This is a genomic window from Bacillus sp. AFS098217, from assembly GCF_002551815.1.
In the GTDB taxonomy this organism is placed as follows: domain Bacteria; phylum Bacillota; class Bacilli; order Bacillales; family Bacillaceae_G; genus Bacillus_A.
On record NZ_NVPR01000031.1, the window covers coordinates 1 to 15,252 of the forward strand.

Here is a 15,252-nt window from a genome sequence, read left to right on the forward strand (position 1 = left end):
TTTACTTGGTTACCGAAAATGTCATCTAATTGACGAAGACGTTCTGCACTTAAGTCGATGATTGTTACATCCGCACCTAGTCCAACTGCAATTTTAGCAGCATTTGTACCAGCTTGTCCACCACCGATAATTGTTACTTTACCACGTTTTACCCCTGGAACGCCTGCAAGTAAGATACCTTTGCCGCCTTTTGTCTTTTCAAGGAATTGTGCACCGATTTGTGCAGACATACGACCAGCTACTTCACTCATAGGTGCAAGTAATGGTAAAGAACGGTTTTCTAATTGTACTGTTTCATAAGCGATAGAAACAACTTTCTTTTCAATTAATGCTTTTGTTAATTCTGGTTCTGGAGCTAAGTGTAAATATGTGAATAAGATTAGACCTTCGCTAAAGTGCTTGTATTCGCTTTCAACTGGCTCTTTAACTTTCATAACCATATCCATGTTCCAAGCTTCTTCAGCTGTATCAACAAGTTTTGCCCCTGCTTCAACATACTCAGCATCTGTAAAACCAGATCCTAAACCTGCACCCTTTTGAATGAATACTTCGTGATTGTTACGAATTAAATGTACAACACCAGCTGGTGTCATTGCCACACGGTTTTCGTTGTTTTTAATTTCTGTTGGTACCCCAATACGCATAATAAAATGCCCCCTTATAATTAACAGAAAAAAGGAATTCTTTTTTCTTTTTATAATAATTAATAACTTATGTCCTTATTCTAGCATAACTTAAAAGTTATGAAAACGCTAACATACTAATTTAAAAGAAGTTTTTATATTGGGAATAGTGTAAATATAAAGAACTTTATTTCACAAGGATGTTTCATGTATTTTTATTATCTTTCCTTCTTTTCTTATTATCTATCATTCTATTTTCATTATAACCATGGAAACTACACATTCCTTGTTTATTATTTGACAATAATATAACAATGTAAAAAACCAACATAAACCGCATACATATGCACTTTAAATTCCCTGTAACATTTTAGAAATATATTCTTTTTATATCAATCCATTTTAATTTTTCACCCTATAAATCGCTACTAGGAAGAACAAAAGGTGATTTACACTCGGTTTCTCTCTCTGTTTTAACCTGGTATGGGGCAGGGCTTCTATGCACGGCCGGATGCTCTCGTCCCTCTAAAAAGAAAGGTTTTTTATGTCAGTTTTCAACTTGTATTTATATAAAACAAACATGCTAAAAATTAAAGAAGTGAATCAACAACAAAGGCCTATCCCTATTTGGGATAAGCCTAGTGAAATAATCTATAAAACAATTCGTTTTTCAGTTTCAGCATCAAAATAATGAACTTTGTCCATATTCAAAGCTAGATCCATCTTTGAGTGACTGTGCACATCAGCAGAGGCGTCAACACGTGCAACAAAGGATTGGCCATTGATGTTGGAATACAGATATGTTTCGGATCCCATTAATTCTGACACATCAATCGTTACCGTTACTTTTGCATTATAAGGTAAGTCTGAAATTGCTTTTCCATAATAAAAGTCTTCTGGACGTATCCCTATAATGATTTCTTTATTAGCATACCCTTTGTTTCGCAAACTTTTCATCTTCTCTTCCGGAACTTCAATTTTCCACTTATCAATCATAACCGTACTTTCTGTTAATGTTCCTTTGAAAAAATTCATTCCAGGAGAGCCAATAAATCCTCCGACAAATACATTCTCTGGATTTTCATAGACTTCTTTAGGTGTACCGACTTGTTGTATAATACCATCCTTTAGTACAACTAAGCGCGTCGCCATCGTCATAGCTTCTATTTGATCATGCGTGACATACACAGTTGTTGTTTGCAGCTGTTGGTGTAATTTTGTAATCTCCGCACGCATTTGAACGCGTAGCTTCGCATCTAAGTTTGACAATGGCTCGTCCATTAAGAACACTTTTGCATTCCGAACAATCGCTCGTCCTAAGGCAACACGCTGACGCTGTCCACCTGAAAGTGCTTTTGGCTTTCTTTCTAAATATGTCTCAAGCCCAAGGATCTTCGCTGCATGTTTCACACGTTGGTCAATCTCCGTTTTACTATATTTTCGCAGTTTTAACCCGAACGCCATGTTATCATAAACACTCATATGCGGATAAAGAGCATAGTTTTGAAAGACCATTGCTATATCTCTATCTTTTGGTGTAACATCATTCACACGCTTTCCATCAATATAAAAGTCTCCCTCTGAAATCTCCTCAAGTCCTGCAATCATACGTAATGTCGTTGATTTTCCACATCCTGAAGGTCCAACCAAAACGATAAATTCTCCATCATTCACTTCTAAATTAAAATCTTTTACGATTGTCACATCATGATCATATTTCTTATAAATATTTTTGAATGATAGCTGAGCCATAATTGCCTCCTATAATTTTAGCTATTTTGAAAGATACTGTTATCGACAATATTGATCACACCGTTGTTTTATCCCGCTATTCGCGGGCAGTAAGATCCCCCCGCCTCAAGATCGAGAGAGAAGCAAAGAAGATAGGTGAGGGATAACTGCCCGTAAAAGCCCGATTGGGCGGGCTTTCCATCAGTGGGGGGATAAAAACCTCCCCCCACTGATGGAAGTTTCACTTTATAAAACTTTGCAAATATCCTTCATGCTGTCTAAAATATAATCCGCTTCTCCTTCTAAATCTTCCTTCCTGCTCGCACCTGATAGGACGCCCACTACTTTAATGTTGCTATTTCTTGCAAATCTAACGTCTGTTAATGTATCACCTACCATTAACACATCGTCTTCAGCCAGTGAGAATTTTTCTTTAAACATATAATAAAAATCACTTTCAGGTTTTGTTTTATTGACACCATCATCTGCACCTAAAAAATCCACATAATCATATAATCCTGTCATTTTAAGTGAATGAATAGCTGCATCAACGTCGTCCGCTGTAACAACCCCAATTACATATCCATGGTCTTTTAAATATTGTAATGTTTCCTTTGCGCCTTCCACTTCTGTAAATACGAGATCATCTGCTGTAGAGTGTTTTTTGAATAATGCACATACATCATGAATAAAGTTTTCTTTATTCACATGTTGATTTTCTAATAACGAAAACCATGCAGCCGCAATAAAGTAATTTGTGCGACAAGCTAGTAAACTTGTACTCTCAAAATCGTTATCACTCATACCAATAATCTTTAGGTAATCATCTCTTTTATTTTTTTCATTTGGATACATTTGAAATATATCATCTAGCACACGATGAACAATTTTGTACCAGACCGAATCTAGCTGTATTAGTGTTCCATCTTTATCAAAAATAATTCCTTTATTCACCTTCTGATCCTCCTAAAACTTCATACCATGTTTTAATACTCTGACGCTTAACGTTATTATGAATAGGATTTATAAACGCTACTAACTCATCATCTTCCCAACCTTCAACCCTAGCATATGCTCCTTCATTTAAAGAAAAATCAAAGGTCACTTGGCCGCCGAATTCTTTTTCGATTATTTGGCCATTCACAATCAATCTCCACTCACACGGTTTATCTGTATGAATATTGTAACGAATATTTCCTTGAACCTCATCGCCAACATAAATGCTTTTACCTTCGTTTTGAATATCTATTTCTAATTTTCTAAATCGAGAAAAATAAATTCTGCCTTTTGAGATAGCATCCTTTAAATTTTTAATAGATAAACCATTACATAATACATACGTTCCTGGGTCACCATAAATCGATGGGTCTTTAGATCCTGGGAATGTTTTAGATGGGTGTAAATGAGAGTCACTTCCTCCTATCCCCCAGATTTTAAGACCATTTAGCCACATTTGATCGAAGAACTTTAAAGCTTCCAAAGTAGATGGTTTGCTCTTTTTATAAGTTGGATCACACATGATTTCCATTGTATGAACATTTTCTAAGTTAATATCAACTTGGTTCGCCCAAGGCTTCATAAATGGATGATTCACGCTAATTAAATAACCTTTTTCTTTCATGAGAGAAAATAGCTCATTCATGCTTTTAGCGTTAAACGATTCATCGAAACACTCTGTAAAATTAACATATTCCTTCATACCGAACATATTGTAATGCCCGTAAGGAGTTGTAAGTTCCATAGATGGTATAATTAATGTGTTTCCTTTTTGATACGAGGGCATGACAATGTTGTGTTCCGTCGCATATAAAAAATCCAACTCTTGTTTTTCACATACGCTCATTCCCAGTTCGTCATCTATCTCGCCATCCGTTAAATTTGTGTGTTCATGAAAATCTCCTTTGTACCAACGATGCTCTTCATTTATTACCTTTTCAAAATTGTATTCATCAATAAAGACATTTTCCTTGCAAAAATGCTCTCGATTATATTCTCGTTCTAACTCGTCATTCACTAATATATTTACTGTATAGTCAACTTTTCTTCCGGCAAACTTTACTGCTTTATTTGCACAATGAGGGATATATACTACTTCTAATTCCCAATTACCAGACGGTATTTCCCCTCCAACACAACCAGCTGAACAAAACTTTGAATCTTTTGCAACAACTAGTTTTTCGTCAACAATTGGTGTTTGATACTGTATACGTACAAAACCGTTAGAGTCTCTCAAGATTAGTAAAAGCGGAATTTTTCGACTGATTCCTTGATCAATAGTTAATGTAAAATTGACAATATCGGTTGAATCCATTAGAAAAGAATGTTTATTTTTTACGAATGGAGACAGAGTCATCGTACCTTTCATTTCAATCATGATTCCCACACCTTTTTTTATATTTTAATGATAGAATCATAGAGGTACTTCTTTCGTTCAAAAGCACCTCACGTTTCTCTTCAAAGTAATACATAAACAGGTTTATTTCTTCTTTTTCAGAACTTTATCCAACTCTTCCTGCGCAACCTTAGCTGCTTCATCTAGCGCTTTTTTTGCAGGGACCCCTTCAATTTCTACTTTATCCTTTGCTACATTTAACGCGTCATTAATTTTGCCGCCTGTTGGATCCGTAAATGGTGCAACTCCATATTGATTTGCTTGCTCTAATGGAACTAATGCTTGTGGTTGTTTTTTAACAAATTCAGCATAAGGCCCATACTCTGTTACATTGTTACGAACGGAGATATAGCCTGTTGCCATTGACCATTCAGCCGTTTTCTCAGTGCTTGTCGCAAATTTCATAAAGTCATATGCACCTTTTGCTACTTCTGGATCAACATTTCTCGTTAATGTGAATAAATACGTTTCTAATTTTGGTGCTGGTTTATGATTACCCCAAGCTGGTTGTGGTAATGCTCCAAATGTGTTAAGGCGTTCTTCCTCAGTCATTCCTTTACCTAACGATTTAAAGACAAATCCTTGGTCACCAGATGATCCTGTAAATCCTAACGTTCTACCTTCAACTAGATCGATTATTGTTTTATCCCAATATTCCCATCCAGTTCCACCTGAATGAATGTTCATAATTTTATCTTCATGAATCCACGTACGGAATTTTTCCCATACCGTAACCCAAGTGTCATCGTTGATTAACACTTTTTTACCATCTTCACTTAATACATTTCCGCCAGCACTGCGAACCGCATCAATTAAGTTTGTCGTACCCCACATCGGCATCCAACCTGCGTATGTGACATTTCCATTTGCATCGCGTTTTGCTGCTTTTTTCGCTACTTTTTCTACGCCTTCCCACGTCTTTAAATCGTCAGCAGTAAAGCCATTTTCCGCTAATGCTTTTTTATTGTAATAAAAAACTTGAGTTGTACCGTAAAAAGGAATTCCATATAATTTCCCGTCAATTGTTGCTTGGTTCATAAAACCTTTTCCGTAATCTTCTTTGTTAAATTGCTTATCATTTTTAACATATTCATCTAGAGGTACAATTAACTTTTTCTTAGCATATTCTTGAATAACGTCTGAACCTAACAACGCAATTGCTTCTTGGTTATTTGCCGCAAATCCACTTTGAAGCTTTTGATAAGACTCATCGTAGTTACCAGCTTTTGTTGTTCTCACTACATATTTGTCTTGGCTTTTATTGTATTCCTCGACAATCTTGTCTACTTTGTCTGCAAGTGAACCACCTACTCCATTAATAAACGGAACAACAATCTTATCTCCCTCTTTACTTGCTTTAACAGTACTCCCTTTTCCACCTGAACAGCCTGCAAGTGCACTAACAAACAATGATACAATTGCTAGAAGCATGAATAATTTTCTCATCCCGAATGTCTCCTTTATATTTAGTTAACCTTTTATTCCTGAATCAGTAACACCTGAGAGGAACCATTTTTGTAAAACTAAAAATACGATTAAGAGCGGCACCGTGGCGATTGTACTTGCAACCATAATGTGTGACCAATCTCGGCCTAAGGAACTATTAATGAAATAATCAGCAATTCCGTTAGTAATTAACTTTTGCGTATTATCTTTCAAGATAAGAGCTGGCCAAATATAATTATTATAATTCCCAATAAATGTAACTAAACCTAATGTTACAAATGAAGATCGCGTCATTGGAAAAATAATCTTCCAAAGAATACGCCAATCACTTGCTCCATCAATTTTGGCTGCTTCTACTATTTCATAACCAACCTTGTGGAATGATTGTTTTAAATAGAAAATACCGAATACACTAACAGCCATAGAAATGATGTATCCAAAATGTGAATCAAGTAACCCAACTTTTCCTAACATCACATATACAGGAACATACGATACAGCTCCAGGAATCATGTAGGTTGCCATGACAACACTAAACGTTAAGTTCTTCCCTTTGAACTTATAAAATGCCAACATATAAGCAAAGAGCGCAGACGAAATAAGTACATATATCGTAATAATGAAAGAAGTATAAAAACTATTAAATATATACGTGTTAAATGGAAGAATTTCTAATACTTGACGATAATTTTCCCAGTGAAATTCCTTAGGCCAAAAGCCGCCTTGTAATACTTCACTAGATGTTTTAAACGAACCAAGTACCATCCATATGAATGGAAAGACAAACAAAATACTTGCTACAGCTAAAAAGAGATGCTTTATGATTAATGGAGTCTTTTTCATATCATTCATCAATAGTTCACCCACTTGTCACCTATTATCTTGTTTATAACAGATAGTAGAATTGTAATGATTAATATAATAAATGCGATTGCCGTTGCAGACCCCATATCAAACTGTTCAAACGCTTGTTGGAAGAATAAATAAAGTAACGTTCGCGTCGATCCACTCGGTCCACCTTGTGTTAAGATTTTAATTTGATCATAAGCCTGTACCGAAGAAATTATATTGACAACAACTAAGAAGAAGGTTGTTGATGAAACCATCGGTAGTGTTACATACCGAAATTTCTGCCATGAATTCGCTCCATCAATACTAGCTGCTTCATACAAGCTATCTGGTACTTTCTCTAGTGCACCGATATAGAAAATCATCGTCCATCCAACTAATTTCCATACTGTTACAATAATGACCGCGAGCATCGCTGTATGACTACTCTGCAGCCAGTCCAATCCCGGTATCCCGAAAAAACCTAGCACCTTATTGATAGCTCCAAATTTAGGTTCATATAGAAGTGACCATACAATGGATACAGCTACTGTCGGCGTTACCCAAGGTGAGAAAATTAGTAATTGATAAATTGCAGAACCTCTGAACTTCTTTCGGAAGAACAATGCAAAACCTAAACCTAATACAATCGTTGGAACGACTGTCCCAATTCCGAAATAAAGAGTATTTAACAATGCCTGTATAAAAGAATCCTGTGTAAACAAATTAAAATAGTTATCTAAACCAACAAAATTAAAGTCATTTGTCATGAAATCCCAGTCTGTAAAACTAATACCTAAACTAATTAAATTCGGAATGATCCAAAATAATATTAGAGGTATTCCAACCGGTAATAAAAAGAACACAGCTTTTGATAATTTTATTTGCATTCTCGTCCCCTCCTAATTCATATTGTACGGGCACATTATTAACACAATGTTGTTATTATGTTAATGAATTGTAAAATCAACATAAAAACAAAACAAAACAATATATTTACAAAAAAATATAACAAAAAAACTATTTCTCATTAAGAAATAGTTTACTTCAAGATTTTCTTTCTATATGGTTATTACTTCAATTCCTTTATTTACTAGGACATTTTGCCATCTTTCATCGAGTTTAGCATTTGTATACAACGCATCAATATCCTCAAAATTTCCGCTTTTATAAAACTTTGTTAAATTAAACTTTGACTCATCTATCATCATCACAACTTGTTTTGCATTTTTCTTTAATTGCTGAAAAATTTGTGCGTCCTCAATATATGAACACGTCAGTTCCTTTTCTAAAGAAATTCCATCACACGAAGCAAATAATTTATTAACAGTAAATTGGTCAAGATAGTTTAACGTCATTTCTCCAGACAATGCTAATGAATTGGAATTTAACATTCCACCAAAAACTATTAATTTGCAATCAAATGAACCATACTGTTCTTTAAGTTCAATAACTTTATTGACAGCAGGTATCGAGTTTGTTAGGATTGTCAAATTCTTTTTATCATGTATAAAATCCAAAATTTGCATCGTAGTCGTCCCAATTTCAATTGCAATAATATCATTATCTTCTACCAGTTTACTTGCTTCCATAGCAATTTTTCGTTTTTCTTCAATATTCTCAGATCGACGTTTGTCAAAATAAAATTCAATCGTATGATCTTTTTTCTTAACTGCACCACCATGTATTTTCGTAAGCTTACCTTCCTTATGCATCATGTCTAAATCTCTTCGAATTGTTTCTGTGGTAACATTTAACGCCTTTGCTAAATCATTCACCATCACTCGATTGTATTTTTCTAACTCATCAAGTATGTATTTTCTTCTCTCAAATTGTGTATAAGATTTCATTCCATTAACACCTCTTTATATTACACAAAATATACATCGCTCTAAAAAAATTTATAAAAACTAGAACGATACCTCTAAAAAACACTATTTCTAGCAGTATAAAACCATTTTCTCTATTCTGTTTCTCTTTACTCATTTACTTAAAGTATAGTGTAACTAGTCAATAATTTCATCTAAAAGGCAAATTGTATAGTTTAAGAATTTTTTATTCATACTTCAGCTGAACATCTACATCACAAAATATGTTCTCTCTTTGTTTTAACCTGGCATGGAATAGGAAAAAACTCTGACCGTTTCTATACATGTCGGATATTCTCTTCCACCTATCTATATTCAGTTTGATTTTCCGTCATATAAATCACGGCTATGAAATTAAAAAGAGATCTCCACTTGTTTTATCCTTTTGGTTTCACACGGCATGGGGCTAAAAAAGGCTCTGACCGCTTCTATGCATGGCCGGATACTCTCTTCCACCTAAAAAGAAAGGTTTTTAATGAAAAAACAGCTGCCGATATTTAACTGGCAGCTGGATAACTCATAAATAATTTGGAAAATAAATCTTCCGTTGTTTCTGTAATCTTATCAAACATATCCGTTCCACTTTCGTCTTGCTCTTTCATCATCTTAATGGTTTCTTTTGCATCCTCAGGATAGTCTGTAATAATCCCATCAACATTAAGCTTATAATATTTCCTTAAGCTTTCCATATCATTTACAGTCCATACATAAATCGGTTTATTTAATTTATGAGCTGATTGTACTAATTGCTTATTCAGCATATATTCTTCTGCTACATAAAAATCTGCTTGAACATATTTTAAATTTGCTATACCTGCATAGAGTACATACCCTACTTTTATATCTGGATTTGCACGCTTAAATTCTTTAATAAGCGGATAGTGCAATGTTTGAATTATACATTGCTTTTCAAAGTCATTATCCTTAATTGTTTTTAATACCTTCTTTACAAAATCTTTTTCATTCTCATTCCCGTGCAATTTCACTTCTATATTAAGTTTTATCTTATTTTTTGCAAGCTTAATAATCTCATCAAGTGTGCTAATTTCCCCAGAGAATCCATCTTGACTAAGATTAAGTTTCCGTAGTTCATCCATCGTCAAATCTGATACATATACATTCGCATTCGCAAGACGCTTTAATTTCAAATCGTGTATAACGGCCAATTCACCATCTTTTGTTTGCAATACATCAATTTCAGCATAATCCGCTTTTGCATCAATCGCACCTTGCACTGCCTCTTTCGTATTCTCTACTCCTTTTGAAGTATATCCACGATGAGCCATAATCACTGGCTCTTTATAGGAATTCGAAATAAACGTCACAATGAACGCAACTACCATACCAACCGTGAAAACCCCAACAATATATACACCAATAAACTTCAAACGATGCTTTTTAAAGAAACATTTATCTGCTTTTGTTTTTGAATAATCTAATCCCTCTTCTAATAGAACATCTTCAACTGAAACCTTTTGTAAATATAGCCTTGTCAATGCCATAATATAAAACGGTGTTACAATAAAGCTAAATAAATACAATGTACTCGTTAAAAATACCGATAGAGTTGATTCTGCTAATAAGGCAAATGTTCCTTTTGGGTTTGTAAATTCATACACCCCCCATAAAAATAGCAAGTATATACCTGTAAGTAAAACAAATACGATTCCGATTGAAAGCAAAAAGCCAACTAAAAAGAACAATACTTTAAAGAAATTTTCTTTTACCAAATTTGCGCTTTTGCGTGCAGCCGTATGAAATGTTTTTTCTTCTAAAACAATAATCGGTAACACAAAAATCCAACGAAGATTCAAGTATGCAACTACAGCAAAGAAAGTGTAGTAACCTATTTGCCCCATTGTCGTTTTAAACAATTCACCAGTAATAAAATTTGGAATTTGAATTTCTGGGATTAATGCAGATTGATATCCCAAGCTTAATAGAGGTAACAATACAACAGCATACAAGATGAATCCTGGCAAACAATATGTGAAAAAAGAAGGTAAATACGTTACCGTTTTATACAAGATCGGGCGTAATTTCACCTTTTGTCGTTTATGTGCAAAATATGAAATAATAATAAGAACTGCAAACTCTGTAAAAATGAGGAAGAGCGCCAATATCGATAAAATTAAAATAGCTGCAATACCATATGGTGTTTTCAAAAACGCTAGCAATTCATCATTTGTCGCATTTGCATAGCCGCCCCAATATAATAACTTATTAAAAATCATACGGAATAGCGGTATAAATACGATCGCCGCTAATAATTTATAAACAAGCTGAAAAGCCAGCACATTCCAAAAAGCAAACCGTACCGTTTGAAAGGAATGTCTCATCACTCCTGGTATAGATAGTCTTTTACGGTGTAGCATAAACCCCTCCAAATTCTAAAACTATATTTGAGATGGATTCCATATATATACATCAATTAAAAAACCGACATAAAAATCCTCCTTTTAGGTGGGAGAGAGCATCTATTCATGCATAGAAGCGGTCAGGGCCTTTTTCTACCACATGCGAAGTAAAAAGTAGGTTGCTTTTTATTCTGCATAGCAGGGATGTAAATGTCGAAAAATTAAAATGGATTTATATATTTCCAGTTCACATCCATCTTTTTTATAATAATATATTCCGCTTAACATGAACACTCTTATACACACTCATAAAAAAGAGTGATGGTTCCTTTCCTCCATCACTCTTTCTTTGGTTTATTTTTTCTCTAACCCTTGTCCAAATGCTTTTAGAAAACTAAAGCCAAATGTAATCGCTCTATTGATATCAGGATCTTTTAAGACTTTAAAAAAGTCCATAACCTTTGTTTTTTTACCTGTTTTTAATTCATCTGTTGCAAATTGTAATCCTGTCACTAAACTTGATGTTACCTGTTTTGTTATTTCTGGATCTACAGAAGATAATGCTTCTCCTGCCCCCATCATATTATTTAATGCATTTTTTACTGGTTCACGATTTAATTGCTCAACAGCAATTTTAGAAACATCTTCTTTTGCGGCAAGCAAGCTGATTGCAGCATCTAAAATTCCTGCTTGCTGTAATTGTGCCAATAGCTGCATCGTTTCTGCTACTGCCTCTTGATTCTCCGCTAATTGTGTTAACAGCTCATCTGATAATTGTTGTTTCTTTTCTTCTTCTGTTATAACTTTCTTTTGAATCAATGTAATTTCTTTTGCCACTTTCTTCGCCCCCTAATTCTGGTCCACAAGTGATACGTATTGTTTTCTTTGCCATTTTTGCTCGATTTCAACACCATTTTGCGGATGACGTTTTTTATCCCTTGGGTTTGAAGCAGGTAACGGACGATTTCCTTTTTCACGCAATACGCGCATTTTCACCATCGTTTGTTTATAAGCTGGTGTACAAGTATATAGGTCTGTCGCTGTTCCTGTTAAAATATTAATCGCTTCTTCATTTACTGTCGCGTGCATCGGTAAATATAACTCGTTTCCAGTTACACGATCTGTAATAAGTGCCTGTACTTTGATTTTTCCAAACGGTGATGTAAGTTCTACAAGGCCACCATCTTTCACATTCCGCTCAGCAGCAAGCTCTGGTGAAATCTCAACAAACACCTCAGAAATTTTTGATAAAATCCCTACTGATTTATTAGTCATATTTCCTTCATGGAAATGTTCTAACATACGACCATTATTTAATAATAAATCGTATTCTTCCGGCGCTACAACTGGTGGCACCCATTCATCTAATGACAGGCGCGCTTTCTTATCAGGGAAGTTAAAACCATCCACGTATAATAATGGCGTATCACTACCATCATGGCTACCCCAACATAAACTATTCCATCCTTCTAAACGATCATATGTTGCTTGTGAATAATACGGCGCGAGTGATGCGATTTCATCCATAATTTCACTTGGGCTTTCATAATTCCAATCACCACCGAGGGCACGGGCTACTTTTTGCACGATCCACCAATCTGGTTTCGAATCACCGAGCGGTTTCATAACTTCATATAAACGCTGAATACGACGCTCTGTATTCGTAAATGTTCCTTCTTTTTCTAGACTTGGTGCCGCTGGTAAAATAACATCAGCAAAACGAGCTGTTTTTGATAAGAATATGTCTTGAACTACAAGGAAGTCGAGATTACTTAAAATGTGTTGCACATGATTTGCATTGGAATCGACTAATGCCATTTCTTCTCCCATTACATACATACCACGTAGTTTTCCTTCCTCTGCAGCCGCAAGCATTGCAATGTTATTCAGCCCTGGCTCTTTTGGAATTTTAGTACCATATGCTTTTTCAAATTTCGCACGAAGTGTATCATCCGACACTGCTTGGTAGCCTGGAAGCCAGTTCGGTAATGTTGCCATATCACAAGCACCTTGTACGTTATTATGACCACGGAGTGGATATGCACCAGCACCTGGGCGACGATAGTTACCAGTTACAAGAAGTAAGTTTGAAATCGCTGCAGATGTTGTACTTCCTCCTGTATTTTGTGTAACACCCATACCCCAAAGTACACAAGTACCATCTGCTTCATATACCATACGAGCCATTTCTTTTAATGTACCTTGAGAAATACCTGTAATATCTTCCGTATAATCAAGTGTATACTTCTCTAACATCTTGCTATATTCATCAAAGTTCTTCACATTTTCATCTAAGAATTTCTTATCGTGCCAACCTTGATCAATAATATATTTTGTTATTCCCGCAAGCCATACATAATCGGTTCCTTGACGCGGATGAACAAATAGGTCCGCACGCTCTGCCATTTCATGTTTACGTAGGTCTGATACAATCAGTTTTTGCTCATGTAATTTATGGGCACGTTTCACACGAGTAGCAAGTACAGGGTGCCCTTCCGTTGGATTCGCTCCCACAATGATAACAAGGCCAGCTTCCGCAATATCTTTCACTGTCCCTGCGTCTCCACCTATACCAACAGTTTTTGTTAAACCATCGCTTGCTGGAGATTGGCAATAACGAGAACAGTTATCCACATTATTTGTTCCATATATTTGACGAGCTAACTTTTGCAGCAAATAGTTTTCTTCATTCGTTACTTTTGAAGAAGAAATAAATCCAAATGCATCGCTACCATATTCAGATTTAATATGCTGCATATTAGATGCAACAACTTCTAACGCTTCTTCCCATGATGCTTCAACGAACATATCTCCTTGACGAATCAATGGTTTCGTAATACGATCCTCACTATTTACAAAGTCCCAACCGAATTTCCCTTTTACACATGTTGAAATCCCATTTACCGGTGCATCTGATACAGGTTGTACTTTTAAAATTTGACGATCTTTCGTCCATACTTCAAACGAACAACCAACACCACAAAATGTACAAACGGTTTTCGTCTTGTTGACCTTCGTTTTACGCATTGCAGATTCCACTTCTGAAACAGCTAAAATACTACTATATCCAGGCTCTACGTCCTTTACAAAATCAATCATTGGGTCTAACACATCCGGTTTCAACCCAGTCATAAATCCAGCTTCTCCTAGCATCGTTTTTTCCATTAATGCGTTACAAGGACAAACTGTTACACATTGACCACAACTTACACAGGATGAATCATTAATACTAACGCCATTGTCCCATATAACACGAGGTCGATCTAAACTCCAATCAATGGATATCGTTTCGTTTACTTGTAAATTCTGACATACTTCTACGCACTGTCCGCAAGCAATACATTGGTTCGGATCATAACGATAGAATGGGTGCGACATATCCACCTCACTCGCACTCACTTTCGGCTCATATGGATATTTCTGCTCTTCAATCCCCATCATATCTACCGTATTATGAATTTTACAGTTACCATTGTTATTATCACATACTGTACAATACAATAAATGGTTCTCTAATATTCGATCCATTGCTTCCGTTTGCGCTTCTTTGGCACGCACTGATTTTCTTTCAATATGCATACCGTCTTCCAATTTTGTTGAACAAGCACGCATAAGTTTTCCGTCTACTTCCACAATACATGTATCACAAGTTTGAATTGGATCTACTTCTGGTACATGACAAATCTGTGGATGCTCTAAATTACTTTCGTTAAATAATTGCAGTATCGTTTTTTCACCAGATGAAAGAAATTCTTTTCCATCAACAGTTACACGAACGTTCTGTTCTGACATGGTTTCCCCTCTCCTTACAACTAACTGTACAATACAGTTATGAATCCGCTTTCACAACTGTACTGCCACACATATTTTTGAAACACCCTGTTGAAATCCTATCTTAGAAGTTGATTCTAGATGATAAAGGTATACTACGAAACCTTAAAAATGACACTATTCTACTACTCTATTATATCGTAAATATACGATAATAACCAAAGTAATCTTCTATA

The 15,252-nt window shown here is 35.3% G+C and carries 11 protein-coding genes; all 11 read right to left on the bottom strand.

Features of this window, described 5'->3' with window-relative positions:
* A partial coding sequence (locus COO03_RS07760) for an alanine dehydrogenase (protein ID WP_141523105.1) occupies positions 1 to 644 on the bottom strand: 644 nt, incomplete at its 3' end.
* Positions 645 to 1,274: 630 nt separating this feature from the next.
* Positions 1,275 to 2,375: an ABC transporter ATP-binding protein gene (locus COO03_RS07765; RefSeq protein ID WP_097896546.1), complete on the bottom strand. Its 1,101-nt coding sequence runs from the start codon at positions 2,373 to 2,375 to the stop codon at positions 1,275 to 1,277.
* Positions 2,376 to 2,600: 225 nt separating this feature from the next.
* Complete coding sequence (locus COO03_RS07770; RefSeq protein ID WP_097896548.1) at positions 2,601 to 3,308, bottom strand: HAD family hydrolase; 708 nt, start codon at positions 3,306 to 3,308, stop codon at positions 2,601 to 2,603.
* Positions 3,301 to 4,728 carry a CehA/McbA family metallohydrolase gene (locus tag COO03_RS07775; RefSeq protein WP_097896550.1) on the bottom strand — a complete coding sequence of 476 codons (1,428 nt, stop codon included), beginning with the start codon at positions 4,726 to 4,728 and terminating at the stop codon, positions 3,301 to 3,303. Before COO03_RS07775 ends, COO03_RS07770 begins: the two co-directional genes overlap by 8 nt.
* A 102-nt stretch (positions 4,729 to 4,830) precedes the next feature.
* Positions 4,831 to 6,192, bottom strand: coding sequence for an extracellular solute-binding protein (locus COO03_RS07780; protein ID WP_097896552.1), 1,362 nt, complete (start codon positions 6,190 to 6,192; stop codon positions 4,831 to 4,833).
* A gap of 24 nt (positions 6,193 to 6,216) precedes the next feature.
* Complete coding sequence (locus tag COO03_RS07785; RefSeq protein ID WP_097896625.1) at positions 6,217 to 7,035, bottom strand: carbohydrate ABC transporter permease; 819 nt, start codon at positions 7,033 to 7,035, stop codon at positions 6,217 to 6,219.
* A gap of 8 nt (positions 7,036 to 7,043) precedes the next feature.
* A complete protein-coding gene (locus tag COO03_RS07790; RefSeq protein ID WP_097896553.1) occupies positions 7,044 to 7,910 on the bottom strand; it encodes a carbohydrate ABC transporter permease in 867 nt (288 codons plus the stop codon).
* 171 nt (positions 7,911 to 8,081) lie between these two features.
* A complete protein-coding gene (locus COO03_RS07795; RefSeq protein ID WP_097896555.1) occupies positions 8,082 to 8,870 on the bottom strand; it encodes a DeoR/GlpR family DNA-binding transcription regulator in 789 nt (262 codons plus the stop codon).
* Positions 8,871 to 9,385: 515 nt separating this feature from the next.
* A complete protein-coding gene (locus tag COO03_RS07800; protein WP_097896557.1) occupies positions 9,386 to 11,263 on the bottom strand; it encodes a glycerophosphoryl diester phosphodiesterase membrane domain-containing protein in 1,878 nt (625 codons plus the stop codon).
* A 336-nt stretch (positions 11,264 to 11,599) separates the two neighbouring features.
* The gene (locus COO03_RS07805; protein ID WP_097896559.1) at positions 11,600 to 12,082 is read right to left on the bottom strand and encodes a DUF1641 domain-containing protein; all 483 of its coding nucleotides are present in this window, start codon (positions 12,080 to 12,082) and stop codon (positions 11,600 to 11,602) included.
* A 12-nt stretch (positions 12,083 to 12,094) separates the two neighbouring features.
* Positions 12,095 to 15,037, bottom strand: coding sequence for a formate dehydrogenase subunit alpha (fdhF, locus tag COO03_RS07810; RefSeq protein WP_097896561.1), 2,943 nt, complete (start codon positions 15,035 to 15,037; stop codon positions 12,095 to 12,097).
* Between the last annotated feature and the right edge of the window lie 215 nt (positions 15,038 to 15,252).